The 25218-nt window shown below is 47.3% G+C and carries 30 protein-coding genes; 16 read left to right on the top strand and 14 right to left on the bottom strand.

The window, feature by feature from the left end:
• Positions 1-7 precede the first annotated feature (7 nt).
• Positions 8-187 (bottom strand): 50S ribosomal protein L32, encoded by a 180-nt coding sequence (gene rpmF / locus Pas1_RS02555; protein WP_112294414.1) that lies wholly within the window; start codon positions 185-187, stop codon positions 8-10.
• Between the two features lie 102 nt (positions 188-289).
• Entirely contained in the window at positions 290-871 is a 582-nt protein-coding gene (locus tag Pas1_RS02550; protein WP_112294413.1) for a YceD family protein, read from the bottom strand.
• A gap of 31 nt (positions 872-902) precedes the next feature.
• Here Pas1_RS02550 and Pas1_RS02545 point away from each other — a divergent pair, with 31 nt between their 5' ends.
• Both Pas1_RS02545 and Pas1_RS02540 read left to right on the top strand, forming a co-directional pair.
• Positions 903-1511, top strand: coding sequence for a Maf family nucleotide pyrophosphatase (locus Pas1_RS02545; protein ID WP_112294412.1), 609 nt, complete (start codon positions 903-905; stop codon positions 1509-1511).
• Positions 1508-2281: an SAM-dependent methyltransferase gene (locus tag Pas1_RS02540; RefSeq protein WP_112209536.1), complete on the top strand. Its 774-nt coding sequence runs from the start codon at positions 1508-1510 to the stop codon at positions 2279-2281. Before Pas1_RS02545 ends, Pas1_RS02540 begins: the two co-directional genes overlap by 4 nt.
• Here the strand turns inward: Pas1_RS02540 and sppA are convergent.
• Genes sppA through Pas1_RS02525 form a run of 3 tightly spaced genes read right to left on the bottom strand, consistent with a single transcriptional unit; the run spans position 2278 to position 4965 of the window.
• On the bottom strand, positions 2278-3231 hold the full coding sequence (gene sppA, locus Pas1_RS02535; RefSeq protein ID WP_112204705.1) for a signal peptide peptidase SppA: 954 nt from the start codon (positions 3229-3231) through the stop codon (positions 2278-2280). The genes Pas1_RS02540 and sppA overlap by 4 nt on opposite strands.
• A gap of 17 nt (positions 3232-3248) precedes the next feature.
• On the bottom strand, positions 3249-3932 hold the full coding sequence (locus tag Pas1_RS02530; protein WP_112294411.1) for an HAD-IA family hydrolase: 684 nt from the start codon (positions 3930-3932) through the stop codon (positions 3249-3251).
• A gap of 1 nt (position 3933) precedes the next feature.
• Positions 3934-4965, bottom strand: coding sequence for an RluA family pseudouridine synthase (locus tag Pas1_RS02525; protein ID WP_112237473.1), 1032 nt, complete (start codon positions 4963-4965; stop codon positions 3934-3936).
• Between the two features lie 446 nt (positions 4966-5411).
• On the opposite strand from Pas1_RS02525, the gene Pas1_RS02520 reads away from it, so the two are divergent.
• The 5 genes from Pas1_RS02520 (at position 5412) to Pas1_RS02500 (ending at position 11414) form a co-directional block, all read left to right on the top strand.
• The gene (locus Pas1_RS02520; RefSeq protein WP_112294410.1) at positions 5412-8009 is read left to right on the top strand and encodes an Rne/Rng family ribonuclease; all 2598 of its coding nucleotides are present in this window, start codon (positions 5412-5414) and stop codon (positions 8007-8009) included.
• An 83-nt stretch (positions 8010-8092) separates the two neighbouring features.
• Positions 8093-9208, top strand: coding sequence for a GTP 3',8-cyclase MoaA (gene moaA / locus Pas1_RS02515; protein WP_112204712.1), 1116 nt, complete (start codon positions 8093-8095; stop codon positions 9206-9208).
• Entirely contained in the window at positions 9208-9813 is a 606-nt protein-coding gene (mobA, locus tag Pas1_RS02510; protein ID WP_112204714.1) for a molybdenum cofactor guanylyltransferase MobA, read from the top strand. Before moaA ends, mobA begins: the two co-directional genes overlap by 1 nt.
• Positions 9810-11108 (top strand): molybdopterin molybdotransferase MoeA, encoded by a 1299-nt coding sequence (gene moeA / locus Pas1_RS02505; RefSeq protein ID WP_112294409.1) that lies wholly within the window; start codon positions 9810-9812, stop codon positions 11106-11108. The genes mobA and moeA overlap by 4 nt, the downstream gene beginning before the upstream one ends.
• Positions 11109-11120: 12 nt before the next feature.
• The gene (locus tag Pas1_RS02500; protein WP_112204718.1) at positions 11121-11414 is read left to right on the top strand and encodes a hypothetical protein; all 294 of its coding nucleotides are present in this window, start codon (positions 11121-11123) and stop codon (positions 11412-11414) included.
• Between the two features lie 28 nt (positions 11415-11442).
• On the opposite strand, the gene Pas1_RS02495 is transcribed toward Pas1_RS02500, so the two are convergent.
• Positions 11443-12444, bottom strand: a complete 1002-nt coding sequence (locus tag Pas1_RS02495) for a 2-hydroxyacid dehydrogenase (RefSeq protein WP_112204720.1) — start codon at positions 12442-12444, stop codon at positions 11443-11445.
• Between the two features lie 133 nt (positions 12445-12577).
• Here Pas1_RS02495 and fdxA point away from each other — a divergent pair, with 133 nt between their 5' ends.
• Genes fdxA through Pas1_RS02475 form a run of 4 tightly spaced genes read left to right on the top strand, consistent with a single transcriptional unit; the run spans position 12578 to position 15284 of the window.
• Positions 12578-12901: a ferredoxin FdxA gene (gene fdxA, locus Pas1_RS02490; protein WP_112204722.1), complete on the top strand. Its 324-nt coding sequence runs from the start codon at positions 12578-12580 to the stop codon at positions 12899-12901.
• A gap of 31 nt (positions 12902-12932) precedes the next feature.
• Complete coding sequence (locus Pas1_RS02485; RefSeq protein ID WP_112294408.1) at positions 12933-13970, top strand: NAD(P)/FAD-dependent oxidoreductase; 1038 nt, start codon at positions 12933-12935, stop codon at positions 13968-13970.
• Between the two features lie 28 nt (positions 13971-13998).
• Positions 13999-14793: a thymidylate synthase gene (locus Pas1_RS02480; RefSeq protein WP_112204726.1), complete on the top strand. Its 795-nt coding sequence runs from the start codon at positions 13999-14001 to the stop codon at positions 14791-14793.
• A 2-nt stretch (positions 14794-14795) separates the two neighbouring features.
• Positions 14796-15284, top strand: coding sequence for a dihydrofolate reductase (locus tag Pas1_RS02475; RefSeq protein ID WP_112204728.1), 489 nt, complete (start codon positions 14796-14798; stop codon positions 15282-15284).
• Positions 15285-15287: 3 nt separating this feature from the next.
• On the opposite strand, the gene pmbA is transcribed toward Pas1_RS02475, so the two are convergent.
• Positions 15288-16634, bottom strand: coding sequence for a metalloprotease PmbA (gene pmbA / locus Pas1_RS02470; protein ID WP_112294407.1), 1347 nt, complete (start codon positions 16632-16634; stop codon positions 15288-15290).
• A gap of 26 nt (positions 16635-16660) precedes the next feature.
• Here pmbA and mog point away from each other — a divergent pair, with 26 nt between their 5' ends.
• Positions 16661-17272 (top strand): molybdopterin adenylyltransferase, encoded by a 612-nt coding sequence (mog, locus tag Pas1_RS02465; RefSeq protein ID WP_112204733.1) that lies wholly within the window; start codon positions 16661-16663, stop codon positions 17270-17272.
• Between the two features lie 8 nt (positions 17273-17280).
• On the opposite strand, the gene orn is transcribed toward mog, so the two are convergent.
• On the bottom strand, positions 17281-17880 hold the full coding sequence (orn, locus tag Pas1_RS02460) for an oligoribonuclease (protein ID WP_112204735.1): 600 nt from the start codon (positions 17878-17880) through the stop codon (positions 17281-17283).
• Positions 17881-17895: 15 nt separating this feature from the next.
• Here orn and Pas1_RS02455 point away from each other — a divergent pair, with 15 nt between their 5' ends.
• Complete coding sequence (locus Pas1_RS02455; protein ID WP_112204737.1) at positions 17896-19152, top strand: M48 family metallopeptidase; 1257 nt, start codon at positions 17896-17898, stop codon at positions 19150-19152.
• The gene (gene rsgA, locus Pas1_RS02450; protein ID WP_112204739.1) at positions 19152-20165 is read left to right on the top strand and encodes a ribosome small subunit-dependent GTPase A; all 1014 of its coding nucleotides are present in this window, start codon (positions 19152-19154) and stop codon (positions 20163-20165) included. Before Pas1_RS02455 ends, rsgA begins: the two co-directional genes overlap by 1 nt.
• On the opposite strand, the gene Pas1_RS02445 is transcribed toward rsgA, so the two are convergent.
• The 6 genes from Pas1_RS02445 to rpsP form a co-directional block, all read right to left on the bottom strand.
• Entirely contained in the window at positions 20110-21069 is a 960-nt protein-coding gene (locus Pas1_RS02445; RefSeq protein WP_112204741.1) for a CobD/CbiB family protein, read from the bottom strand. The two genes, rsgA and Pas1_RS02445, sit on opposite strands and share 56 nt — an antisense overlap.
• The gene (locus Pas1_RS02440; protein WP_112204743.1) at positions 21066-21803 is read right to left on the bottom strand and encodes a CoA pyrophosphatase; all 738 of its coding nucleotides are present in this window, start codon (positions 21801-21803) and stop codon (positions 21066-21068) included. Before Pas1_RS02440 ends, Pas1_RS02445 begins: the two co-directional genes overlap by 4 nt.
• Positions 21804-21870: 67 nt before the next feature.
• The gene (rplS, locus tag Pas1_RS02435; protein WP_112204746.1) at positions 21871-22266 is read right to left on the bottom strand and encodes a 50S ribosomal protein L19; all 396 of its coding nucleotides are present in this window, start codon (positions 22264-22266) and stop codon (positions 21871-21873) included.
• Positions 22267-22342: 76 nt separating this feature from the next.
• Positions 22343-23095 (bottom strand): tRNA (guanosine(37)-N1)-methyltransferase TrmD, encoded by a 753-nt coding sequence (gene trmD, locus Pas1_RS02430; RefSeq protein ID WP_112294406.1) that lies wholly within the window; start codon positions 23093-23095, stop codon positions 22343-22345.
• A gap of 6 nt (positions 23096-23101) precedes the next feature.
• Positions 23102-23659, bottom strand: a complete 558-nt coding sequence (gene rimM / locus Pas1_RS02425) for a ribosome maturation factor RimM (RefSeq protein WP_112294405.1) — start codon at positions 23657-23659, stop codon at positions 23102-23104.
• 81 nt (positions 23660-23740) lie between these two features.
• Entirely contained in the window at positions 23741-23986 is a 246-nt protein-coding gene (rpsP, locus tag Pas1_RS02420) for a 30S ribosomal protein S16 (RefSeq protein ID WP_112204750.1), read from the bottom strand.
• Between the two features lie 236 nt (positions 23987-24222).
• On the opposite strand from rpsP, the gene Pas1_RS02415 reads away from it, so the two are divergent.
• Both Pas1_RS02415 and Pas1_RS02410 read left to right on the top strand, forming a co-directional pair.
• Complete coding sequence (locus tag Pas1_RS02415; RefSeq protein ID WP_112294404.1) at positions 24223-24768, top strand: META domain-containing protein; 546 nt, start codon at positions 24223-24225, stop codon at positions 24766-24768.
• Positions 24765-25211, top strand: coding sequence for a hypothetical protein (locus Pas1_RS02410; RefSeq protein ID WP_112204754.1), 447 nt, complete (start codon positions 24765-24767; stop codon positions 25209-25211). Before Pas1_RS02415 ends, Pas1_RS02410 begins: the two co-directional genes overlap by 4 nt.
• Positions 25212-25218 lie beyond the last annotated feature (7 nt).

Raw genomic sequence — 25218 nt, 5'->3', positions numbered from 1 at the left:
CTAAAAATTAGTCGTTTTTGGTTTTAACAACCTTGCGACCACGGTAGTAGCCGTTTGGTGAAATGTGGTGACGCAAATGCGCCTCGCCTGTGGTGGCTTCAACAGCCTTAGCAGGTGCGGACAAGAAATCGTGCGCACGGTGCATGCCACGTTTGGAAGGTGATTTTTTATTCTGTTGGACGGCCATATTGAACTCCTAAGCAAGGCGATATTCTAGCATGGAAAACCGCCTAAATGCTTGATTTATTGGCAATTTGACTCAAGCCCACCCCCTAACTGCCTGTGCTATCTAGGAACTTTTCTTCATATTTTTCAATATGTTAAAGGGATTTTCTCGCTTTTCAGTGGGGCTAAGTTCTGTCTCATTGGCGTCAACAGAAGACAGGTGGGCTGAACAAGCCCCATCAGGGTGTTTTGGGATTAAAGGCAAGGAAAGGAGGATTTCATCCTCAATGGTTTCAAGCAAATTGAAGTGCTGACTAGCTACCAAGGGCTCTAGCTCATCATCCTCAATGGGATAGGCATCGGCCTCCGCTTCGCTTGCCATCAGCAAAAATTGACGGTTTTCAGCCAGATGCGCAAGAAAAGGCTTGAGGCAGCGCTGGCAGACCAGATGAAGCTCTCCATTGAGACTGAGATCCAAAATTGGGTTGGGATCGCTGCCAGGCGAATGGGTAAAGTGACTCTGTATTGTCCAGTCAAAACCGTCGCCTTTGGCAACTTCAGAGACCTCCTCAGCCACTCGGGGCAAGGCTTCGATAGGCAAGAAGCCTTTGCCTTGATAGGTCTGGGGCGCACAAAAATCGATCTTGCGTAAGGAGCTAGGTTCGCCTGATAAGACCACTTGAGGTAAAACTTGATTACGATTCATGACATCAGTCTAAATGAAGGTAAGTTTTAGTATGAGCAATTTCAAAAATCCCAGGTTGATCTTGGCCTCAACTTCGGTTTACCGCAAGGAACTTTTGGGGCGGCTTGGCATTCCTTTTGAGGTGGTCTCGCCCAAGGTAGATGAAACTCCGCTTGCTGGAGAAACTACTCAGACCCTCGCTTTGCGCCTAGCTAAGGCAAAAGCTGCGGCTGTTGCTTCACTCAATCCAGAAGCTTGGGTTATCGGATCAGATCAAGTGGCTGACCTGTGTGGAGCAGCTATCGGCAAGCCAGGCAACTTTGAACGCGCACTCGCACAACTTCAACTCATGCGTGGCTCAATAGTCACCTTTCATACTGCTTTGTGTTTAATGCGCGGGGATATAGGAACAACTGTTTGTATTCCGACTGAAGTGAAATTTCGTAATCTCAAAGATGATGTTCTCGAAGCTTACTTACATGCTGAAGAGCCTTATGACTGCGCCGGCAGTGCCAAGTCCGAAGCTATGGGTATCAGCCTTTTGGAATACATTCGTAGCGACGACCCAACTGCACTCATTGGCTTACCTTTGATTGCACTCAGTGGTTTATTACGCGATGCAGGTTTTTTAATTCCCAACAGCAAAGAGCGTACTGAGTGAGTTCTTCATTAGGAACTTTATATCTTGTTCCCAATACTTTGGGTGATCAAGCTCGTCAGGCGCAATTAGCATGGGTGCTCCCATCTGAAACGATTGGCCAAGCGGCCAAACTTCAACATTGGATTGTTGAAGAAGCCAAAACAGCTCGCGCATTACTCAAAGCAATTGAAACTGTGACGCCTTTGGTATGCCCTATTCAAGAAATGCAAATGAGCGAATGGCGTGGTGCAGCTCGCAACGCCAAATATGGTGCGGAAATTAAAGCAGCGGATCTACTCAAGCCCCTGCTTGCCGGAAAAGATATGGGGCTGATGTCAGAGGCAGGTGTACCTGGTGTTGCCGACCCTGGTGCGGAATTGGTATTAGCTGCGCATCAACTGGGGGCTAAAGTGAAACCTTTGGTTGGCCCAAGCTCGCTCTTATTGGGTTTGATGGCCAGCGGCTTGAACGGACAACGCTTTGCATTCCAAGGGTATTTGCCGCATGACAATCAAGAGCGCGTTAGCAAGCTTAAGCAACTCGAGCTGGAGTCCAGAAAATTACAACAGACTCAACTCTGGATTGAAACGCCCTATCGCAATACTGTAATGGTGATGGCTTGCTTGAGTAACCTATCGCCACAAACAAAACTCTGCATTGGGATCGACCTCACGCTGCCAACTGAGGCAATTAGCACTCTAAGTATTTCTGAATGGCGCAAGCGTTACCCAAATGAGGCAGCTTGCGCATCTTTACAAAACCGGCCAGCCGTATTTTTAATATTGGCCTAGTGCAGATCTGAAGCTTTCACGATAGCTTTACCAGCAGCCGTTCCTGCCTCGGCACCAAAACGCTTTGCTACTCTCTCAGCAAAGTTTTCTTTCACGGTGTAATCCAAAATGTCTGGAGCCTTGAAGGTATCGCGCGCAACCGAATCGACCGTGCCATAGCCGTCAGCTAAGCCAAGCTTGACTGCTTGTTCGCCATTCCAAACGCGTCCTGAGAAGAGATCTGGTGCATCTTTCAGACGATTACCTCGTCCTTCTTTCACTACATTAATGAATTGCTGATGAATTTCATTAATCATGGTTTGTACCATCTCAACTTGTTTTGGATTTTCTTTGGTGAAGGGATCCATCATTCCTTTATTAGATCCCGAAGTAATCATGCGACGAGTCACACCCAACTTATCCATCAAGCCAGTAAAACCAAAGCCTTCCATGATGACGCCGATTGAACCCACTAAGCTGGCTTTATCGACCAAAATCTGATCACTCGCGACTGCTACGTAATAGCCGCCTGAGGCACAAATATCCTCGACTACAACCACAAAGGGTTTGTTGGGATGAAGCTTGCGCAAGCGATGAATCTCATCATTCATCATGCCAGCCTGGACTGGCGAACCACCAGGACTATTAATGCGCAGAATGACACCAGCACTGTGCTCATTCTCAAAGGCGGCATCCAATGATGCATTAATGTCTTCTGCGTTAGCCATTGAACTTGAAGAAATCTCGCCCTCTAGAGAAACCAAGGCGGTATGTTTTTCAACGCCCATACCATGACCGGGTAAATGGAAATCAAATAATGAGATGGCAATACCAATCATGATTAGCAGCGTGACGACTCTAAAGACAACACGCCAGCGACGGCCTCTCCGACTCTCTTTGAGATTTTCAAGGAGCAAATGCTCGAGTGCTTGACGCTCCCAGTTAGGATTTGGGTTCTGATTATTTTCCATGAGTGCCTTCCAAGCCTTTATTGCTCTATTAAGTTCAGTTTTAACCACTGTGATAATTGAGAAACATTATCCACATGGATCAGGGACTTTGCTTCTCGCAAAGTATCTGGGGGATGTGCCCCATAAGTTACGGCAATCGCATCGACTCCTGCATTATTAGCCATATCCAGATCGTGTGTAGTGTCACCAATCATCAGCATCCGGCGTGTTGGCACTTGCATTACATCCGATAACTCTAAGAGCATGCCAGGATGCGGTTTTGAAAAGGACTCGTCTGCAGTGCGAGTCTCATGAAAGACATGGCCTAATTGATGAAATTCAAGAGAGCGATCTAAGCCTACGCGCGACTTTCCGGTAGCAACACCTAATAAGTAACCTTCATTACGCAAATCCTCTAGCAGCTCACGGATACCTTCAAATAAATGGAGCTCGTGATCTTTGGCTAAATAATGAAAGCGAAAACGGTCTGTCAGTTTCAGAAAATGAACGGGCTCAATCCAAGGCACTGCCCGTCTTAGTGAGTCCTGAATCCCCAAGCCAATCACTGAGCTTGCTAAAGAATCATCTGGCTCCTTGAAACCTAAGTCACGGCAGGCCTGTTGAATGCAGTTCACAATCGTTGGCGTGGAATCCATGATCGTACCATCCCAGTCCCAAACAATGAGGTCATAGCGTCGGTTCAATTTTGGCGCTTTGGTCATACTACTGCTCAAAGCTTTGCATCATGGCTGCGAATTCTGCAGGCAAGGGAGACTCAATACGCATTTTTTCTCCCGTTCGCGGATGGGTAAAGCCTGCTAGATGAGCGTGCAAATAGAGTCGCTTGGATTTAATCCGTTTATCTGCGTCCTCAAAGCCATACTTATCATCACCCAAAATGGCATGCCCCAGTTTTTGTAAATGCACCCGGATTTGGTGGGTACGGCCCGTCTTTAATTGCGCCTCAGCAAAACTGATTGCAACATCCCCTTGTTGCAACTTTTTGACAAGCCGCAAGGCGGTATGGCTAGGTAGTCCTTCAGGATCAACTCTCACCCGACGCTCACCATTAGGCAATAAATACTTATGGAGTGGAAATTTCAGCTGCATGGTGCCTGGACCAGCATCAATTGCACCATGCGCTAAAAGGTAATAGCGTTTATCGGTGTGGCCTTCCCGAATTTGCCGGTGCATCTCTACTAAAGCACTGCGCTTCTTAGCCAACATTAAAACGCCAGAAGTATCTCGATCTAAGCGATGTACCAATTCTAGAAAATTCAGTTCGGGCCTAGTAATACGAAGTGTCTCAATCACGCCAAGCGCAATTCCGGAGCCACCATGCACAGCTAGTCCTGGTGGCTTATCGACAATCAGTAAAGCCTCATCTTCAAATAAGATTGGCATCTTGTCAGAAAAGCCCTGGGCACGGGATTGAGTTTGAGCAGAATTCGCAGCCGCAATTTGGGCTGGTTCCGCAATTCTGACGGGGGGTACTCGAACGACATCACCTTCAATGAGACGGGTTGTGGGCTCTGCTCTTTTTTTATTGACCCGCACTTCACCTGAGCGAATAATCCGATATACATGACTTTTGGGGACGCCCTTAGCCCAGCGCAAGAGGTAGTTATCTAGACGCTGTCCAGCCTCTTCGGGTCCGATCGTTTCCAAGCGAACCGCTGGGGCAACCGGGATTTTGGTCTTGGCGGGCCTACTCATTGGCTTAGTTTGGGGCTTGGGGGATGGGGTCGATTTCATACTTTTATCTCTCGCCAGACTGGCAAGGGACTTAACAATACCCCATTGTCATTCAACTTGTGCCGTATAATCAACGCTCTAGCCAATTTATTGGGCCGAGACCAGTCTAATTTAGACTTGAATCGTGGAGCTTGGAGTCGCCCTTAAAGACTCCCAGGGTTGCCCCTCCCCTGTTTAATGAGGCGCAGGGTTGGTGTGCCGTATGCCGCGACCCGCGATTAGAAGACAGTTTTCAGGCGCGCGCCTGCATTGATGACCTAAAGGAGGTCTCTGTGGCGAGCGTCAAGTGTGGCACCGAATCACAGAACAGTGAATTCAGTGAGCTCAGTGAAATTCACTGGCAATAGTTTGACCCACACTCTTATACCAATGGGCTTGCCCATCACTGGTACAAATCTGTCCCCTAACGCACCGCGCAACGACGCCCTCCCCCTTAGGAGAGTGTTATGAAACGCATGTTATTTAATGCAACTCAACAAGAAGAGTTGCGAGTTGCCATCGTCGATGGTCAAAAACTCATAGATATTGATATTGAAGCTGCCGGTCGTGAACAACGTAAAGGCAATATTTACAAAGGGGTTATCACCCGCATTGAACCTTCCCTCGAAGCCTGCTTCGTAAATTACGGTGAAGAACGGCATGGCTTCCTGCCATTTAAGGAAGTAGCCCGTACCTATTTCAAAGAAGGTATCGACGTTCGCAACGCTTCGATTAAAGATGCCTTGCGCGAAGGCCAAGAAATCATTGTTCAGGTAGAAAAAGAGGAGCGGGGCCAAAAAGGTGCTGCCCTAACGTCTTTTATCTCTCTGGCAGGTCGTTACTTGGTGTTGATGCCAAATAATCCTCGCGGAGGTGGCGTATCTCGTCGTATTGAGGGTGAAGACCGTCAAGAGCTGCGAGATGCCATGTCGCAATTGGATATTCCCGACGGAATGAGCATCATTGCTCGTACCGCTGGTATTGGCCGTGATGCTACCGAATTGCAATGGGACTTAAGTTATCTCATGCAGTTGTGGAAAGCGATTGATGAAGCAGCTCAAGGCAACTCAGCGCCACTGCTGATTTATTTAGAGTCCAGCTTGGTGATTCGCGCGATCCGTGATTATTTCCAGCCTGATATTGGCGAAATTCTGATCGATACCGACGACATCTTTGAACAAGCGCAAGCATTTATGTCGGTAGTCATGCCAGACAACTTGCCACGGGTTAAGCGTTATCAAGATGATGTTCCCCTCTTCTCGCGTTTCCAAATTGAGCATCAAATTGAAACTGCGTACTCACGTACCGTGCCTCTACCATCTGGCGGCGCCATTGTGATTGACCATACCGAAGCTTTGGTGTCGGTCGACGTGAACTCGGCCCGCGCTACTCGTGGATCTGATATTGAAGAAACTGCAGCGCGTACCAATTTAGAGGCCGCCGATGAAATCGCTCGTCAAGCACGCTTGCGTGACTTGGGTGGTTTGATTGTGATCGACTTCATTGATATGGACTCGAGTAAAGCACAGAAGGATGTTGAGAATCGCCTACGCGATGCTTTGCGTCATGATCGTGCCCGCGTTCAGATGGGCAAGATCTCTAAGTTTGGTTTGATGGAAATGTCACGCCAGCGTTTGCGCCCCGCTCTTTCTGAGGGTAGTCATGTCACCTGCCCACGTTGTAATGGCACAGGCCATATTCGGGATACCGAGTCTTCAGCACTGCAAGTCTTGCGCATCATTCAAGAAGAGGCAATGAAAGAAAATACCGCTGCGATTCATACGCAGGTACCAGTCGAAGTGGCTGCTTTCCTACTCAATGAGAAACGCGCTGAAGTGATCAAGATCGAAAGTCGCTTTAAGGTCAATGTCTTGATGGTGCCTAATAAGCACCTTGAGACACCGCACTACAAGCTTGAGCGTTTGCGTCATGATGATCCTCGCTTAGACGATCAAAAAGCCAGCTACGTGATGGCTGAAGAAGCCGCTCGTGAATTAGAAGCAGACACCATCGTGAGCCGTAAAGATGCTGATCTCAAAGTTCGTCCTGAAGCTGCGGTAAAAGGTATCACACCAAATCAACCGGCGCCAATCAGTCAGCCACGTCCACAACGTGAAGCTGCTAAGAAAGTGGAAAGTTCCGGAGGTGTGTTTGGCTTTATTAAAAAGCTGTTCTCATCTGCTGAGCCAGAAGTCAAGCCAGAAGAAAACCGTGGTCGCGGTCGTAATCCCAACCAACGCAACGCCAATGGCAATAATCGAAATCGTGGACGTCGCGGTGAGCGCAACGATCGCAATGGTGAACGTGCTGAGCGGCCCGCTGTGGATGCTGCTTCAGGTGAGCAAAAAACTCGCCCAGAAGGTCAGGGCCAAGGACGCAATCGTAACAATCGTAATCAAAATGGTCCTAAGCCTGAGCGTCAACCAAACAATGCGAATGCCGCAACTCCAGCAACAACTGGTGAGGCGGCCCCTCAAGCTGATGCACCTCAAAATGCAGACGGTGAAGAGCGTCGTGGTCGTGGTCGCAATCGTCGCGGTCGCGGACGGGGTCAACGCGAGCGTGGCGAACGTAATGATGGAGAAAGTAGTCAAGCCAATGATGTTGCTACGAGCACTGTATCTGCGGCTCCAGTTTCAGCGCCTACTTTCTCGGGACCTCCTGTTGGGATGGCGGGATCCTCTGCTTCAATGCCTACCCAAAATTTGGCACAAAGCTTTGGTAAGCACAAGCCTGCTCCTGTCACTCCTGAGCGCACACAGAGAAGCCATAGCAGTCCAAAATCTGCAAGTCCAGCCCCCGCAATTGAAGTGATTGCTAAGCCTGTAGCTGAACTTCCTAAAGTGGCTTTCAAGGCGCTAGAGGAAAGTCCCCTGCAGAATGTCGTGCAATCGGCTGGCATGGTTTGGGTAGCTACCGACTCCAGTAAACACTCGGAAGTACAGTCTCAAATTCAGACAGAACACATTTCTGTGAATTTGGGCCGGACTCCTAAGGCTCCAGCAACACTTCCCGACGGCCCAATGGTTTTAGTTGAAACCGGCGGTCAAGAAAAAACGGTTTAAAACGAATTCTCCAAGCCGCGAGATACCTTACTAGGGTATTCAGCGGTTTGGCAGAAACCGCGTTTCACAGCCATAATTGAACGATGGTTGAAAAAGTCATCCCCATTCGAATTGATGAAGGAAAAGGTCTAACCCCCTCTATTCCTCCTCAACTTCAATCTCCGAATTCATCAAACCAAGACACTCGAGGTCGACTCTTAAGAGATCTGCGAATTTCTGTTACCGATCGCTGTAACTTTCGGTGTACTTATTGCATGCCAAAGGAAGTCTTTAATCAAGACTATCCTTATCTAGCCCATGATGAACTTCTCAGCTTTGAAGAAATCACCCGACTGGCTACGATCTTTGCATCTCTCGGTGTAGAAAAAATTCGCTTAACGGGTGGCGAACCCTTACTTCGGAAAAATATCGAGGTTCTGATTGATATGCTGGCAAAGATTCGGACCCCTCAAGGTGAGGCACTAGATCTCACTTTGACAACGAATGGCAGCATCTTACGTAAAAAAGTTGCTGCTCTTAAAGCAGCCGGACTCAAGCGCGTCACTGTGAGTCTCGATGGTCTTGACGATGCTGTCTTTAAAAAAATGAATGATGTTGATTTTCCAGTTGCTGATGTATTGGATGGTATTGCGGCAGCACAAGAAAATCGATTTGAATCCATCAAAGTGAATATGGTGGTGAAGAAGGGTAGCAATGAACATGAAATCATTGCTATGGCCAAACGCTTCAAAGGTACTGGTGTCGTTCTGCGCTTTATTGAATATATGGATGTTGGCAGCTCTAATGGTTGGAACATGGCTGAAGTAGTCCCCTCACAAGAGGTTATTTCAACAATTCATGCGGTCTATCCCCTGGAGCCTATCTCCCCTAATTATTCTGGTGAAGTCGCTAAACGTTGGCGCTACCTGGATGGTTCTGGCGAGATTGGTGTGATCTCCAGTGTGACCCAAGCCTTTTGCGGTGATTGCTCCCGCGCACGCATTTCAACAGATGGGCAACTGTATCTCTGTCTCTTTGCTAATGATGGTTTTGATTTCAAATCTATGTTGCGTTCAGGCAAAAGTGATTTAGAGATTGCCAATGCCATTATGAGCGTTTGGTCAAAACGGGATGATCATTATTCTGAAATCCGGGGATCGCTACTTGAATCAGCACCTTCAGCAGGACCCAAAGTTGAAATGTCTTACATTGGCGGCTAATGATCTCTCAAACAGAAATCACCGGACTCATTCTTGCTGGCGGTCGCGCCCAAAGAATGGGCGGCATTGATAAGGGTCTTATTCCCTTTCATCATCGCCCACTCATTGAATCGGTCATTCATCGACTGCGCCCTCAAGTGGGTTCAATATTGATCAATGCTAATCGCAATCTTGAACAGTACTCAACTTATGGATTCCCAGTTATTAGTGATGATGATCTGAGCTTCTCAGGGCCTCTAGCAGGCTTTGCAGCTGGCCTAAAGGCCTGTCCCACTGAATACTTAGTAACTGCCCCTTGTGATTCTCCATTACTACCAACAAACTTAGTCGAACTTCTAGTGACCAAGATGACTGAGGGATCTTTTGATCTCGTCTATGCATCTAGCAAAGATCCTGCAGGTAAAACTTGGGCTCAACCTGTCTTTTGTCTGATGCGTGTCTCACTATCAAAGTCACTAGAGGAATTTATTAGTCTGGGTGATTTGAAAATTGATCGCTGGTTCAAAGAACTCAATAGCAGTACAGTAGTTTTTGATTCAGAATCTGCATTTGCGAATATCAATACTCCTGAAGAACTCCTTACTTTAGAAAAAGCTTCATCATGAAGTGTTCACCTAATAATCCTATTCTCCTAAGCTCATCCTTGCGCGTAGATCAAGCGCGTGAAGCAATCGCCGGCTTGGTGAATGAGTTGCTCACAGAATCTCCCCTTGATTCTGAACTCGTGGCACTCAATGATGCTCTCAATCGGGTGTTATCAGAAGATCTGCTCTCGCCGATAGATGTTCCATCTGCCGATAATTCTGCGATGGATGGTTACGCTTTTGATGGCGTTTGCTTGAAGGGTGGCAGCGGAAAAACCCAGTTAAAGATAGCTGGAATTGCTTATGCAGGCAAACCATTTGTTGGTGAAATTGCAAAAGGAGAATGCATCCAAATCATGACCGGCGCTCTGATGCCTAGCGCATGTGACACTGTCATCCCCCAAGAATTAGTAAGCATAAGTGATCATGAGATAGTCTTCGATCCATCCCTCTTAAAGTCTGGCGATAACCGCCGTCTTAAAGGAGAGGACTTGCAAAAGAACAAGCCAGCAATCATTGCCGGCAGAATTTTACGGCCTGCCGATCTCGGCTTAGCAGCTTCATTGGGAATTGCATCATTAAAGGTTAAACGTAAATTACGAGTAGCTATTCTGTCATCGGGCGATGAACTGACCCCTTTAGGAAAAACGCTTCAGGAAGGTGGCATCTACGATAGCAATCGCTACAGCTTAACTGGCATGCTTAAGCGCTTAAATTTAGATGTGATCGATTGCGGCATTGTGCGGGATGATCCAGATTCATTAAAGGCAGCCTTCTGTGCGGCAGCGGTTAAGGCTGATGTACTGATCTCCAGTGGCGGGGTCTCGGTTGGTGAGGCGGATTTCACTAAACATGTTCTACAAGAGCTTGGAGATGTAGGCTTCTGGAAAATTGCCATGCGACCTGGCAGACCAATGGCATTTGGCACTTTAAAGCCAGTTCCTGAAAAGACTCCAGCCCACAAGACCCTCTTCTTTGGCCTACCAGGCAACCCTGTGGCTGTGATGGTTACCTTCTACCAATTTGTTCGATCCGCCCTTTTACAGCTGAATGGCGCCAAGGACACTACACCTCTACTCACTCAAGCGATTGCTGAGAACGCGATTCGAAAAAAGGCTGGCCGCACTGAATTTCAAAGGGCTATTTTGAGCCGAGATCCAGAGGGTAAGCCCAGTGTGAGACTAACTGGTAGCCAGGGTGCAGGCATCTTGCGCTCAATGAGTGAGGCAAACTGCTTCGTCATTCTTGCTCATGATCAAGAAAATATTGCTGCTGGTGACTGGGTAGATGTAGCGCTTTTCGAAGGACTGCTTTAAGATTGCAGCATTATGAAATTCACTAAAAAAGAAGTTGTCTTCCTCGATCCGATGCACACTGCCAAAACTCTGGTTTTGGTTTACCTCTGCTTCTCGGTGCCGATCGTTCTCCTAGCCCTGTTTGTCGCATTTATTCGGGATGGTGCAATTCCTGGATTTACTGTGATCTCTGCATTAATTCTGAATGCACTACTCGGTTTTGCATTGCTATGGATTGCATGCAAAGTCTACAACTGGGTCGCCAGCAAGTTTGGTGGCATTGAATTGGCTCTGCGCGAGCTATCAGACGAAATCGAAACAGAGTAATTACTCTGTTTCGATTATTTATCAAACGCTAGTTCTGCATTAAGTCTGTATTAATTAAGTTTGGCGGTCTTTGACCTGCGAGTCCTGCGCGCAGATTTTTGATTGCTAAATTCATCATGGCTCTGCGGGTCTGCTCAGTCGAGCTACCTACGTGCGGTGCGAGCACTACATTACTGCACGCCAATAACTCTGGGATTACCTTCGGTTCGCCCTCAAATACATCTAAGCCAGCACCAAAGATCTTGCCAGCCTTGAGGGCTTGCGCCAGCGCGAGATCGTTCACAATACCGCCGCGAGCGATATTCGTTAAGGTTGCAGTGGGCTTCATCAGTGAGAGCTCTTTCTCGCCAATCGTGTGATGACTCTCTGCACTGTAAGGCAAGACCAAAATGATATGGTCAGCTGTTTTTAGTAATTCCTCTTTTGATACATGGGTCGCACCACACTCTTGCTCAAGTGCCTCTGGCAATCGTTTGCGATTGCAATAGATCACCTTCATACCAAAACCTAAACCGCGTTTGGCGATAGCTTGTCCAATGCGGCCCATACCAATAATGCCCAATGTGCTGTGGTGAATATCTACGCCCAATGGATTGTTGAACAAGGCCCACTTTTCCCACTTACCCGCTCTGAGCCAATGCTCCGATTCAGTCACTCGACGCGCAGCCGCCATCATCAAAGCAAATCCAAAGTCGGCGGTTGTATCCGTTAGGACATCAGGGGTATTGGTACCCATCACACCTGCGGCAGTCATTGCCGGAATATCCAAGTTGTTGTAACCCACTGCAATATTGGCCACAATTTTGAGGTCTTTTGCGGCAGATAAAACCTTAGCGTCAATTCGGTCGCCGCCCGATACTAGGGCGCCATCCATACCTACAAGGGCTTTTTGTAATTCTTCAGGGGTCAATACCTCATCCGACTGATTTGAGGTCACCTCAAAAGACTCCTCTAATTGGGGGAGTGCATCTGCAAATATCGCTCTGGCGATGAAAATTTTAGGTTTTTTAGCTGTATTTTGTGTAGTCATTTAAATCTCCTTAAAAGAGACTTTACCTCAAGTGAATTAGCGGGTTTACCAAGAAAAAGGGTGAATTCGGCTAAAATGCCTTTAATCCCCATGGCATGCCCTGGGCTACCGAATCGAAAACTGACCAATTACCATGACTTACGTTGTTACTGAATCTTGTATCCGCTGCAAATACACCGATTGTGTGGACGTTTGCCCAGTGGACTGCTTCCGCGAAGGCCCCAATTTTTTAGTGATCGATCCTGACGAGTGTATTGATTGCGCCGTATGCGTTCCAGAGTGCCCAGTCAATGCGATCTATGCAGAGGATGATGTCCCTGGAGATCAGCAACAATTCATCAAAATCAATGCTGACCTCGCATCCTCTTGGACGTCCATTACAAAATCCAAAGGCGCTCTACCCGACGCTGATGAGTGGAAAGACGTTAAAAGTAAATTGGCTGAACTGGTTAAGTAAGCTTTACTTACTCACCTCTTAGAGCGCCCATTTGTCCTCTTCCATTGAAACCGATGCAGTCATCATTGGCGCCGGTCCGGTGGGGCTCTTCCAAGTATTTGAACTTGGTCTTCTAGAAATTAAAGTCCATGTGATTGATGCGCTACCCATTATTGGTGGCCAATGCATGGAGCTCTACCCCGATAAACCGATTTACGATATCCCCGCTTTACCAGTTTGCACTGGTAAAGAGCTAACCGACAATCTTCTAAAACAGATCGAACCTTTTGGCGCCCAATTTCATTTGGGGCAAGAGGTCAGCATGGTCACTCAGAGACCTGATGGTCGCTTTGATATTCATACCAGCGCTGATCAGCACTTCATTAGCAAAACCGTTTTTATTGCCGCTGGTGTCGGCGCATTCCAACCGCGACTGGTTCCGCTCGATGACATTGATAGATTTGATGGCACACAAGTGTTTTATCGAGTCAAAGATCCCGAGCAATTCGTTGGTAAAAATATGGTGATCTGTGGCGGCGGAGATTCTGCACTCGATTGGGCTTTATATTTTGCGGATAAGGTCAGTCAGTTGACTCTGATTCATCGGCGCGATGACTTTAAGGCTGCACCAAAATCCGTTTCCAAAATGCGTGAGCTTTGTGACGCTGGGAAGATCAATCTCAAGATCGGGCAACTATCTGGGTTTGAAGTCCATGATGGAAAACTGAGTGAGCTATTTGTCACTGGTATTGATGGCACCAAGAGCTCTGTGCCTTGTGATGTGATGTTGGCATTCTTCGGCCTGTCCCCTAAATTAGGTCCTATCGCCGACTGGGGCTTGGATATTGATCGTAAGCAAATTACAGTTGATACCGAAAAGTTCCAAACTAGTACGCCAGGAATATTCGCGGTAGGTGATATCAACCTCTATCCTGGGAAGAAGAAACTGATTCTGTCGGGCTTTCATGAAGCAGCCTTGGCAGCCTTTGCAGCTGCAGCCTATCTGAGCCCTGAAAAAACCATTCAACTCCAATACACCACCACCTCAACCAAGCTTCACAAAGTCCTTGGGGTGGGGAATACAGAGTGAAGCCCTTTTACATTACACTTTACTAATCATGCGCCAATATCACGACCTGATGAAAGAAGTTCTCGCCAAGGGAACCCCCAAATCTGACAGAACAGGCACTGGCACACTCTCGGTTTTTGGCCACCAGATGCGCTTTAATTTGGCCGACGGTTTTCCGATGGTGACAACCAAAAAACTCCATCTTAAATCCATCATCTATGAATTACTCTGGTTCCTCAAAGGTAGCACTGATAACAATTGGTTAAAAGAGCGTGGCGTCTCGATTTGGAATGAATGGGCCGCGCCCGATGGTGATCTTGGTCCAATCTATGGATATCAATGGCGTTCCTGGCCAGCGCCCAATGGCCAACACATCGATCAGATCACTGAAGTGCTCGAGACCATCAAAAAGAATCCTGATTCTCGTCGCATCATTGTCTCAGCATGGAACGTAGCAGATATCCCCAAAATGGCACTAGCACCTTGTCATGCTTTCTTTCAGTTCTATGTTGCGGATGGCAAACTCTCGTGCCAGCTCTACCAGCGCAGTGCAGATATCTTTTTAGGGGTTCCTTTCAACATTGCGAGCTATGCTTTGCTAACGCACATGGTTGCTCAGCAATGTAATTTAGAGGTAGGTGACTTTATTTGGACTGGCGGTGACTGCCACTTGTATAGTAATCATCTTGAGCAAGTTGAGCTCCAATTATCTAGAGAATTCTTCCCTCTACCTAAGCTCAATATTTTGCGCAAGCCAGACTCTCTGTTCGATTATGAGTTCGAAGACTTTGAGATTGTCGGCTATGAATCTCATCCTCATATCAAAGCGCCGGTAGCGGTTTAATCATGGCGCAACCTGCAATCTCAATGATTGTTGCTCGTTCACAGAATCATGTAATTGGGCGAGACAATCAAATGCCTTGGAAGATCTCAGCAGATCTTCAATTCTTCAAGCGCGTGACCATGGGTCATCCTGTCATCATGGGTCGCAAGACTTGGGAATCCATTGGTCGTCCACTTCCGGGTCGCCGCAATATTGTTGTGACACGCAATCTTGATCTCCAGCTCAATGGTGGTGAAGTCGTTCACTCTTTAGAGGAAGCGCTTGCTAGTCTTGCAGAGTTCCCCCGAGTATTTGTGATCGGCGGAGAGCAGCTCTTTACCCAAGCCTTCCCTTTAGCGGATCGCCTATACCTGACTGAAATCAAACTCGACGTACAGGATGGAGATACCTTCTTTGAGATTCCAGACCCAGTCCATTGGCATGAGGTAGAACGCATCCCGAATGTCGAAGGCGACATTCACTTTGACTTTGTTACTCTAGAGCGCAAGTAAAGCTTACTTACCGCCGACGGTCATTGAGCCAATCAAGATCGATCCGGTTTCTTTGCTGCCCCGAACCAAAGTATCACTGCCAATCATCGCAATATCCATTAGCATGTCGCGCAGATTGCCAGCAATCGTCACTTCTTCGACTGGATACTGAATTTCACCGTTCTCGACCCAGTACCCAAAAGCCCCTCGAGAGTAGTCACCAGTAACGTAATTCACGCCCTGCCCCATCAGTTCAGTTACCAATAAACCGGTGCCCATTTCTTTTAGTAGCGCAGGTAATCCACCCTTACACGTTTTTTTACTTTGGAATGTGAGGTGGTGTGAGCCGCCCGCATTACCAGTAGTTTTCATACCCAACTTACGTGCTGAATAGGTCGACAGAAAATAACCTTGCAAAATTCCTTGATCTACCACAGTACGCGCATGGGTTTTAACACCTTCTTCATCAAATGGCGCACTACCCATCATCGCATGATGATGCGGCTCTTCAATCAGACTGACATGCTTAGGGAGTACTGCTTTACCCAAACTATCCAATAAGAAGCTCGACTTACGATATAAAGCTCCACCTGAAACTGCTTGGACTAACCCACCCATCAGGCCAGCAGCCAGCGGGGCTTCAAAGATCACTGGACAACGACGGGTACTAATCGATTTTGCATTCAGACGAGAGAGTGCTCGCTGCGCTGCGTATTTTCCAATCGCAGCGGGCTCCGCTAACTCCTTGGGCACTCGAGAGCTGGAGTACCAGTCGTCACGTTGCATACCTGATTTTTTAGTCAGGCCGTTCGCAATCGGTGCGCATGAAATGTAATGGCGTGAGAAAGGATAGCCTCCCATAAAACCATTTGTAGTCCCCATCATAAAATGCCCGTGATGCGCTGATACTGAGGCGCCATCACTATTGCGAATTTGTTTACTGACCGCAAAGGCGGCAGCTTCCGCAGCGCGCGCAATCTCTACGGCCTCAATTGCATCAATTGCCCATGAATGAAATAAATCCAAGTCTTTCGGTTTTTTCTCTAAAAGCTCGGGCTCTGCTGGACCTGCACAATCATCCTCGGCGGTATGTTGAGCGATATGGTACGCAGCCTCTACGGTTGCGCGCAAGGATGCTTGAGAAAAATCACTGGTACTGGCATTACCCCGGCGCTGTCCCAGAAAAACAGTAACCCCAACTTGTTTGTCGAGACTTTGCTCAATAGTTTCTACTTCACCCTTGCGGACAGTCACTGCTAGGCCTTGACCTTCGGAGACTTCAGCAATTGCATCAGAGGCGCCTCTCCGCCTAGCCTCTGCCAGCATAAACTCGATGGTTTCTTGAAACTGATTGGATGAATAAGTAAACATGTCTCAATAATAGCTAGAATAGAAACATGAAGCATACAGAAGCCGCCCCGGATTCGATCAAAATTGGCCTAATCTCGATCTCTGACCGAGCCAGTCAAGGTGTTTATACCGACGAAGGCATACCAGCCCTCAAGACTTGGCTTGAAAAAGCCATGCTTAATCCCTGTACTTTCTCTGAGCGCTTGATTGCGGATGAATCTCATATCATTACCAAAAATATTATTGAATTGGTTGATCAAGAAGCTTGCGATTTAGTTCTAACAACTGGTGGGACAGGGCCATCACGCCGCGATGTCACCCCTGAAGCAACCATTGCTGCTGGCACCCGGGAAATGCCTGGGTTTGGTGAGCAAATGCGACAGATCAGTTTGCGTTTTGTACCTACCGCTATTTTGTCGCGGCAAACTGCTGTTCTGCGAGAAATTGAGAACCATGCTGCTTTAATTATCAATTTACCGGGACAACCTAAGTCAATTCAAGAAACTTTGGAGGGCTTAAAGGATTCCGAAGGCAAATCGATTGTCCCTGGCATCTTTGCTGCTGTACCCTACTGTATCGATCTGATTGGCGGTCCTTATATTGAGGTCCAAGAAAGTGTCGTCAAGGCATTTAGACCCAAAAGCGCTATCAAGAAATAATTGCCCTGCTATTGAGGTAGCGGCACGATAAACTTTTCGCGGTAATACTTTAACTCTTCGATAGATTCTTCAATATCAGCCAGGGCTGTATGGGCCTGTTGCTTGGTAAAGCCCTTGAGTAGTTCAGGGTGCCACCGCTTACAAAGCTCTTTGAGGGTTGAGACGTCAATATTTCGGTAATGAAAGTAGGCCTCTAGTTTAGGCATATACCGAGCCATAAAACGCCGATCTTGGCCGACGGTATTACCGCACATCGGCGCAATGCCTGCTTTGATATGTTGCTTGAGAAAGGCAATACATTGAGCCTCAACCGTTGCCTCATCGAGCACAGACGCTTTGACTTTATCGATCAGACCAGATCTGCCGTGGGTGCCCTTGTTCCATGCATCCATGGCATCTAAAACAGTGTCATCCTGATGGACCACCCAGACTGGAGCAGTCGCAATGGTATTGAGGTGGGCATCAGTAACAATAATGGCGATTTCTAGAATACGCTCAGTTTCTGGATTTAAGCCTGACATCTCCATATCAACCCAAATGAGGTTCTCACTGGCAGGAGGGCTGCTTGGGACATTTTTGGGGGCCTGGGACTCAATATTTTCACTCATAACTATAATCATCTCATGACATTCACAATTGTTTTTTTAATCGCCTTTGCCACCAGTTTCGGCCTTCGTTACTGGCTTTCTCAACGCCAAATTCGCTATGTTGCAAAACACCGCGCTCAGGTGCCCACAGAATTTGTCCAAAAAGTTTCATTAGCAGAACACCAAAAAGCTGCTGACTATACGATTGCTAAATTACGCCTGGGTATTTTAGAGAATAGCGTCAGCGCGATTGTGCTGATTGGCTTCACTTTACTGGGCGGACTCCAAATCCTCAACCTCATTCTGATTGGCAGTCTTGGTCAGGGCATTATTCAACAGATCGCTTTGCTTGTTTCGATTGTGCTGATCTCAAGTGCGATTGATCTGCCCTTCTCTTGGTACAAACAGTTTCACCTAGAAGAGCGGTTTGACTTCAATCGCATGTCAAAGAAACTCTTTTTTATCGATTTGCTTAAAGGCGTCCTCTTAGGTGGAGTGATTGGTATTCCCTTGCTGTGGATCATCTTAAGCTTGATGGCCCAAGCAGGTAGCTTCTGGTGGCTCTGGGCTTGGGCTGTCCTCACTGTGTTCAGTCTATTAATGCAATGGATTTTCCCCAGTGTTATTGCGCCCCTCTTCAATAAATTCCAAGCGCTGGAAGATGGCGCTCTAAAGACACAAATTGAGGCACTACTAAAGCGTTGTGACTTTGCTAGCCAAGGTCTTTTTGTAATGGATGGCAGCAAGCGGAGTGCGCATGGCAATGCTTTCTTTGCCGGTATGGGTAAGGCCAAGCGGATTGTTTTCTTTGATACCTTGATTGAGAAACTCAATGCCAATGAAGTTGAGGCTGTCCTCGCTCATGAACTCGGTCACTTTAAGTGTAATCATATTCGTAAGCGGCTTTTATTTTCTTTCGCCTTAAGCTTTGGGGTCTTTGCCTTACTAGGCTGGATCAGCACACAGGTTTGGTTCTACGAGGATCTCGGGGTAATGCCGAGTATGGATGGCTATAACGGGGGCTTAGCTCTGGCACTCTTTATGCTGGTCTCACCTGTGTTTACCTTCTTCTTCACACCACTAGGTAGCCTCGCCTCTCGTAAACATGAATACGAGGCTGATAACTTTGCTGCTAGCAAATCCTCTGCGAGTGATCTCATTGCAGCACTAGTGAAGTTATATCAAGACAATGCCTCTACGCTAACACCTGATCCAATCTATACCGCTTTCTATAGTTCTCATCCACCCGCTCCATTACGGATCGCGAATCTGCAAAAGAGTTCAGCAAACTGATGGCACAGTTTCGCGCGCTACTGACGGCTTCTTATGGTCGACATTATTTAGCGCAGCGTTTGGCACAAGACTCATCTGGCAATGAGTCGCCCGATGGACCCCTGATTCAAGTAAGTACTCCTGCCAAACAACATATTGGTGCCGTAGGTGATCGGATGTTGCTAGAAAGTACTTCGGCTGACCAAGCCCGCCTGGTCGAGATCGAGCCACGCCGAAATTTACTCTATCGCTCAGATGCATTCAAGAGCAAATTGATTGCTTCAAATGTGGATCAAATTTTAGTGGTACTGGCTACCCAGCCTGCTTTCTCGCCAGATCTCTTAGGTCGAGCCGTTGTTGCTGCGCAGGCCAATCAAATTGATTTGCATATTCTGCTTAATAAGTCTGATCTGCCCGAGAACTTAGCGCATGCCCGCAAACTGATTGAGCCTTATGCACGAATGGGCTATCCCGTCAGTGAAGTATCTGCCAAGTTTGATAGTGCCTCGATTGAGGCCCTGCGTCCTGCGCTGCAAGGCAAAGTCTCTGTCTTTGTGGGTCAATCCGGTATGGGAAAATCGAGCCTACTCAATGCTTGGGTACCCAATGCTGCTGCTATTACCCAAGAGTATTCCGTCAGACTGGATACGGGTAAACACACCACCACAGCCTGTCGTTACTTCGAACTTCCTGAGTCTTGGGGAAGAAACCCTTCAGGGAAGTTGGGGGCTTTAATCGACTCCCCGGGCTTTCAAGAATTTGGGCTTGCCCATATGTCAGTAAGCGAACTCCAGCATGCCTTTAGAGAGTTCCAACCGCTTTTAGGAAAGTGCCACTTTCATAACTGCGCCCATCAATCCGAGCCAGGCTGCGTGATTCGGGAGGCGGTTGAGAAGAATGAAATCGCGCCAGAAAGACTGGCGCTATTTAGACAATTACACTCGGATTCGAGAACAGCGGATACGCAGCTACAGGGAATTACCCAAGCCAAAGAGCGATGGTCAGCATTAACAACAAAGCCAACCAAACGATAACTAAGCGCCACACTAAGCCTACTGCTGAGCGCATAGTTCTTTCGGTAGGTTCGATACCAATTTCATAAATCTGAGGCTCACCCGCTTCTGCCATGAGCAAAGCTTGATCACTATCGGGCTCGGCTAAGGGTTCACCTAAACGCACGCCAAGCGCGCCACTACCAGCAGACAAAATCACTGCATTGATAGAGTCAGCCCATTTATGAGTAAGGTGACGCCACGCATAAGCAGCATCTTCAAAATTACCTACGATGGCAAAGCCCATCGCTGTAATACGTGATGGAATCCAATCAATCACATAGAAAAAGTAACGAGCCGCCTCGCTGAGGTTGAAATCACCTTTAGCAGACCAACGTGTAATAGCCGTGTCTGCCAAGCGATACATCACAATTCCGGCGGGGCCAAGCGGCATCAGGAACCAAAATAGCACTCCAAAGACATGGCGATGGGCGCCCACAATGGCTCGCTCAAGTGCTAAAGAGATAACTTCGGTTTCATTCAGATTGCTCACATCTAAATCTGGGCCATACCACTGGGCTAAAGCGGCACGAGCGGCAGGCAAATCATGAACCTCAATTGCTTCGTGAACTTTAGTAAAGGAATGGCTAAATTGGCGAAAGCCAAAAAAGAGATAAGCAATGATGACATTCCAGATGAAACCTAGAATCGCGTACTTCAGCATACAAGCAATATAAATACAGAATACGATAAAGGTCGGAAGAATAAAAGCGATGGCACAAGCAATTCTTGCACCTACTGGACTTGCGCCCTCTTGATTCTTGCCACCGAACTCTTTGGCGATCCAATCTAACCAGCGATCGCTCATCCGCCGAATCCAATGATTAGCGTTGACTGGGCGATATTGCTCAGCAATCAGGGCGATGAGAATTGAGAAGAAAGTCATGCTTTTAATAAATGATACAGGTTACGCAACATACCGGCAGTAGCGCCCCAGATGAACCGATTCTCGTAGGGCATGGCATAAAAACGGCGCATCCCCTGCGCACTCTGCCAGATACGGACTTGATGATTAGCTGGGTTCATCAGAAAGCTCAGGGGCACTTCAAAGACGTCCGCCACCTCAAACTCGTCATGGAGATATTCTGCCTGAGCCTGAACTAAACCTATAACCGGAGTGACGCTGTATCCAGACACTGTCAGATATTGAGGTAAATGCCCAATGATTTCAACATTAGCAGGGTTTAGACCAATCTCTTCCTGACTCTCACGTAAGGCAGTATTTTCTGGAGTGAGGTCCTCCGGATCCATGCGGCCACCCGGGAAACTAATTTGCCCAGCGTGATCATGAAGATGCTGCGTTCTCTGAGTGAGTAATACCGATAAACCGCCCTCCTTTAACAAGAGGGGAATGAGTACTGCAGCCTGGGTAATTTTCCCTGCCGCTTGACGCTTGGCAATAATATCGGCTGCAATGACATGACGGTTCTCATCGGTAATCTCAGGTTGCCATTGCGGAGGATTTTGAATACGTTGCCGCAGTTGTTCTGGCTGCAAGATTTGGGGAGATACCTTTGGGTCTTGGCTACACTGCAAATGAATTGGGATTGCCTCTGCATCAAACCCTGGGGGCGCTGCAACATTCAACTGCATGTGTTCAGGAGAGGAGGCTTTAGACATAGTTCGATTTTAGGGCAATAAAAAGGCGACCGAAGTCGCCTTTTTGATAGCAAGCCAAGGGCTCAGATTATTCAGCAGCTGGAGCAGCCACTTCTTTAACGCGAGCTTGAAGCTTTTCTTTAATACGTGCAGACTTACCTGAACGATCACGCAAATAGTAGAGCTTAGCGCGACGTACGTCGCCACGACGCTTCACTTCAATGCTAGCGATCAGTGGAGAGTAAGTTTGGAATGTACGCTCAACACCTTCGCCAGAAGAGATCTTACGCACGATGAAATTGGAGTTCAGACCACGATTGCGTTTAGCAATAACGACACCTTCAAAAGCCTGAGTACGTTTACGAGTGCCTTCAACGACGTTAACGCTTACAACAATCGTATCGCCAGGAGCAAAACTTGGTAGCGTTTTGTTGGCAGTGAGGCGAGCAATTTCTTCTTGCTCAATTTTTTCAATTAAGTTCATTTTGAATCCTTAAACATCTTGTCAGAGTTCAATCCCGAGACTTTCATCAACGGACCTGATAGAGGATGTAGTTAAATCATTTCACTAAATCTTGAAGGAACCGCTCATCTTCTCGACTTAGTAACCCATTGGCTCTGGCCAATTCAATAAGATCTGGCCTGATCCTTAACGTCAGCTCAAGAGACTTCTGCCGACGCCAATCCGCTATTTTAGCGTGATGTCCGCCTAAAAGCACGTCCGGTACCGATAAATTTTCATAGACCTCTGGCCGGGTGTAGTGGGGATAGTCCAAAAGACCGTTCATAAAGCTATCCTGCAGGGCAGACTCATCATCCCCCAAAGCTCCCGGAATCAGCCTAATTAAGGCGTCCATGATGGCCATAGCAGGGATTTCACCCCCAGAAACAACGAAATCCCCCAGGGAGATCTGCAGGTCTACATTTCGGTCAACAAAACGTTGGTCAATTGCCTCATATCTGCCACAAATCAGGGTCAAATTGCTTCTTTTGAGGAGGTCTGAGGCCAATTTTTGAGAAAACCGCTCCCCTTGAGGTGCCAGTAAACAAACGGGGCCGCTGGAGAGATTTTGCGCCTGATGGTCGGTCTTGATGGCATTGACCGTGTCTTCCAATGGTTTGACCATCATCACCATGCCAGGGCCGCCCCCATAGGCACGATCATCGACCGTCTTACGGGAATCGCTTGAATAGTCTCTGGGGTTCCATAGTTTTACTTGAGCTAAATCCTGCTCACATGCGCGACCAGTGACTCCCCATTGCGTTAATGCGGAGAACATTTCTGGAAAGATGGTGAGAACATCAAAGCGCATCATGCTTTACCAATCTGCTTGCCAATCAAGCGTAATGAGTTTCTTAGATAAGTCTACGCTTTGCACTACGTCTTTGACAAAGGGAATTAACTGCTTCGTTGTGCCTTCAGCAAGATTACCCAAAGTAATCACACCATGCGCACCATTTTCAGTCACATCTAAAACCTGACCTAAATTGTCACCTTGTAAATTAACGGCATCACAACCAATCAAATCGACCCAGTAATAACTATCTGCCTCTGCTTTTGGGAAAGTATCACGCGCCACCAAAATGCGTGCACCCTTCAAGGCCAAGGCTTGATCACGATCAGTCACACCATCAAGAGTAATGACGACAGTACCACTGTGCATCTTCGCTTGCTTGAGCTGATACAACTCTAAGGAAGGTTTGACGCTAGTCTGAGCAGCCGCCATCCGCGGCAATAGAGAGAGCCAAACAGTCTTGCTAGAAAGTAAGGCTACGGGATCAGATGAATATGGACGAACCTTAAGTTGGCCCCGCAAGCCTTGAGCATCTTGAATAGAGCCCAGTTCAATTAAATCTTCTAGGGAAGGTGTGCTCATATGCAAGTCACCCTATCACCCCTAAATAGTCCTGCTACTAAGAGCTCAATCATGTTGACTAAGCTCTTAGCAAAACAGTTTTTAGACTGCAGGATGATCTTTGATCAAACGCTTAACGGTTGGAGAAATCTGCGCTCCAACACCAGTCCAATAGCTCAAACGATCTTGAGCAACGCGCATAGCTTGTTCAGCTTCTGCAGCTTTTGGATTGAAATAACCAATGCGCTCGATGAAGTTCGAGTCACGACGGTTGCGTTTATCAGTAGCAACGATGCTGTAAAAAGGGCGCTTCTTAGAACCGCCGCGTGCCAGTCGAATGACGACCATATTTATTCCTTAAAATCTAAAATGAAAACGGGTTGATTACAAGCCAAAGCAATTTCTTTCAAAACTGCAGGCTCCAACTAAGAAGGCAAATGCTGAAAACATGTGCAATGCATAGCGGAAAACCTCATATTCTAGACGAAAAGCCCTATTTGTTCCACCTATTTAAGCACTTTAGTCATTAGAATAGATGCACTGTCGTAATAAAAAAATCATTAAAAACAATAACTTACCTATTTATGTCAATCCAAGAACGCACCCCAAATAGCCTCAAGGCACCCGCCAGAGGGCTTCGAAGTGTTGTTTATGGCATCGGATTGACTTTCTTAAGCGCCTGTTCTGGGGTCATTCCACCCTGTGGTGCAAAAATGAGCCCGCCCAGTAGCGAGTTACGCAATACCAAATGGGAACTGATTCGCTGGAATCTGACTCCCAATGCCAATGGTGAAGTCCGGGGTCGACAAATTCCGCTGGGTGATACCAGTAACCCTATTCAATTGGCATTTGATGTCAATGGTGAGCGCGTGAGCGGCTTCACTGGATGCAATCGCTTCACTGCCAGTCTGAGTGAAGATTCAAGAGGCTTTACCTTTGAAAAAATCACTACGACTAAGATGGCTTGCAATTCTCAGCGGACCGAATTAGAAAATGATTTTCTATATGAGCTTAATGACTATCGCAATATCGTACGCGATGGTGATCGCTTGCTCATGATTGGTCGCGATCGAGAAGTACTCACTTTTGCGCAACGCGATATTCCTCAAAGCAAATCAGGATCGAAATGAAAAAATATAAGTTCTTATTTTGTGCACTTGGTCTTTTACTTCCAGGTACTGGCCTCAATGGTTTTTATTTAAAGGGTCCAAAATTCTTTTGGTCCTGGATTCAGTTGTTTGCCCTCATCGGCGGTGTTGCAGGTTGGTTTCTTTTAAAAGAATATCGCTTTCAATCTGCACCGGGCTGGGTCTTAATCACGCTAGGCTTTATTGCCATGGAGGCAAGCTGGCTGACCACCATCACCTTTGGTCTGCGTCCTGATGAAAAATGGGATGCACAATTCAATCCACAGCTTGATGCTTCTCAAGCAACCCAATCGCGTTGGCCTACGATATTGACTGTAATCTTCTCACTCATTCTTGGCGCAGGCGTAATGATGACTTTCCTAGCGATTTCTTTTGAGCAGTACTTTGTATCCCAAATTTCAGAAGCGAGAAAAATTTCTCAGTGAGGCATTG

Source organism: Polynucleobacter paneuropaeus, from assembly GCF_003261235.1.
GTDB classification, from domain to species: domain Bacteria; phylum Pseudomonadota; class Gammaproteobacteria; order Burkholderiales; family Burkholderiaceae; genus Polynucleobacter; species Polynucleobacter paneuropaeus.
Note: the sequence above shows the minus strand (reverse complement) of the source record. Positions and strands in the feature narration are given on the sequence as shown.

Bases quoted from the DNA above. Each gene is read 5' to 3' on its own strand.
- rpmF (WP_112294414.1), bottom strand. From the start codon at position 187: ATGGCCGTCCAACAGAATAAAAAATCACCTTCCAAACGTGGCATGCAC.
- Pas1_RS02550 (WP_112294413.1), bottom strand. From the start codon at position 871: ATGAATCGTAATCAAGTTTTACCTCAAGTGGTCTTATCAGGCGAACCT.
- Pas1_RS02545 (WP_112294412.1), top strand. From the start codon at position 903: ATGAGCAATTTCAAAAATCCCAGGTTGATCTTGGCCTCAACTTCGGTT.
- sppA (WP_112204705.1), bottom strand. From the start codon at position 3,231: ATGGAAAATAATCAGAACCCAAATCCTAACTGGGAGCGTCAAGCACTC.
- Pas1_RS02530 (WP_112294411.1), bottom strand. From the start codon at position 3,932: ATGACCAAAGCGCCAAAATTGAACCGACGCTATGACCTCATTGTTTGG.
- Pas1_RS02525 (WP_112237473.1), bottom strand. From the start codon at position 4,965: ATGAAATCGACCCCATCCCCCAAGCCCCAAACTAAGCCAATGAGTAGG.
- Pas1_RS02520 (WP_112294410.1), top strand. From the start codon at position 5,412: ATGAAACGCATGTTATTTAATGCAACTCAACAAGAAGAGTTGCGAGTT.
- moaA (WP_112204712.1), top strand. From the start codon at position 8,093: ATGGTTGAAAAAGTCATCCCCATTCGAATTGATGAAGGAAAAGGTCTA.
- mobA (WP_112204714.1), top strand. From the start codon at position 9,208: ATGATCTCTCAAACAGAAATCACCGGACTCATTCTTGCTGGCGGTCGC.
- moeA (WP_112294409.1), top strand. From the start codon at position 9,810: ATGAAGTGTTCACCTAATAATCCTATTCTCCTAAGCTCATCCTTGCGC.
- Pas1_RS02500 (WP_112204718.1), top strand. From the start codon at position 11,121: ATGAAATTCACTAAAAAAGAAGTTGTCTTCCTCGATCCGATGCACACT.
- Pas1_RS02495 (WP_112204720.1), bottom strand. From the start codon at position 12,444: ATGACTACACAAAATACAGCTAAAAAACCTAAAATTTTCATCGCCAGA.
- fdxA (WP_112204722.1), top strand. From the start codon at position 12,578: ATGACTTACGTTGTTACTGAATCTTGTATCCGCTGCAAATACACCGAT.
- Pas1_RS02480 (WP_112204726.1), top strand. From the start codon at position 13,999: ATGCGCCAATATCACGACCTGATGAAAGAAGTTCTCGCCAAGGGAACC.
- Pas1_RS02475 (WP_112204728.1), top strand. From the start codon at position 14,796: ATGGCGCAACCTGCAATCTCAATGATTGTTGCTCGTTCACAGAATCAT.
- pmbA (WP_112294407.1), bottom strand. From the start codon at position 16,634: ATGTTTACTTATTCATCCAATCAGTTTCAAGAAACCATCGAGTTTATG.
- mog (WP_112204733.1), top strand. From the start codon at position 16,661: ATGAAGCATACAGAAGCCGCCCCGGATTCGATCAAAATTGGCCTAATC.
- orn (WP_112204735.1), bottom strand. From the start codon at position 17,880: ATGAGTGAAAATATTGAGTCCCAGGCCCCCAAAAATGTCCCAAGCAGC.
- Pas1_RS02455 (WP_112204737.1), top strand. From the start codon at position 17,896: ATGACATTCACAATTGTTTTTTTAATCGCCTTTGCCACCAGTTTCGGC.
- rsgA (WP_112204739.1), top strand. From the start codon at position 19,152: ATGGCACAGTTTCGCGCGCTACTGACGGCTTCTTATGGTCGACATTAT.
- Pas1_RS02445 (WP_112204741.1), bottom strand. From the start codon at position 21,069: ATGACTTTCTTCTCAATTCTCATCGCCCTGATTGCTGAGCAATATCGC.
- Pas1_RS02440 (WP_112204743.1), bottom strand. From the start codon at position 21,803: ATGTCTAAAGCCTCCTCTCCTGAACACATGCAGTTGAATGTTGCAGCG.
- rplS (WP_112204746.1), bottom strand. From the start codon at position 22,266: ATGAACTTAATTGAAAAAATTGAGCAAGAAGAAATTGCTCGCCTCACT.
- trmD (WP_112294406.1), bottom strand. From the start codon at position 23,095: ATGCGCTTTGATGTTCTCACCATCTTTCCAGAAATGTTCTCCGCATTA.
- rimM (WP_112294405.1), bottom strand. From the start codon at position 23,659: ATGAGCACACCTTCCCTAGAAGATTTAATTGAACTGGGCTCTATTCAA.
- rpsP (WP_112204750.1), bottom strand. From the start codon at position 23,986: ATGGTCGTCATTCGACTGGCACGCGGCGGTTCTAAGAAGCGCCCTTTT.
- Pas1_RS02415 (WP_112294404.1), top strand. From the start codon at position 24,223: ATGTCAATCCAAGAACGCACCCCAAATAGCCTCAAGGCACCCGCCAGA.
- Pas1_RS02410 (WP_112204754.1), top strand. From the start codon at position 24,765: ATGAAAAAATATAAGTTCTTATTTTGTGCACTTGGTCTTTTACTTCCA.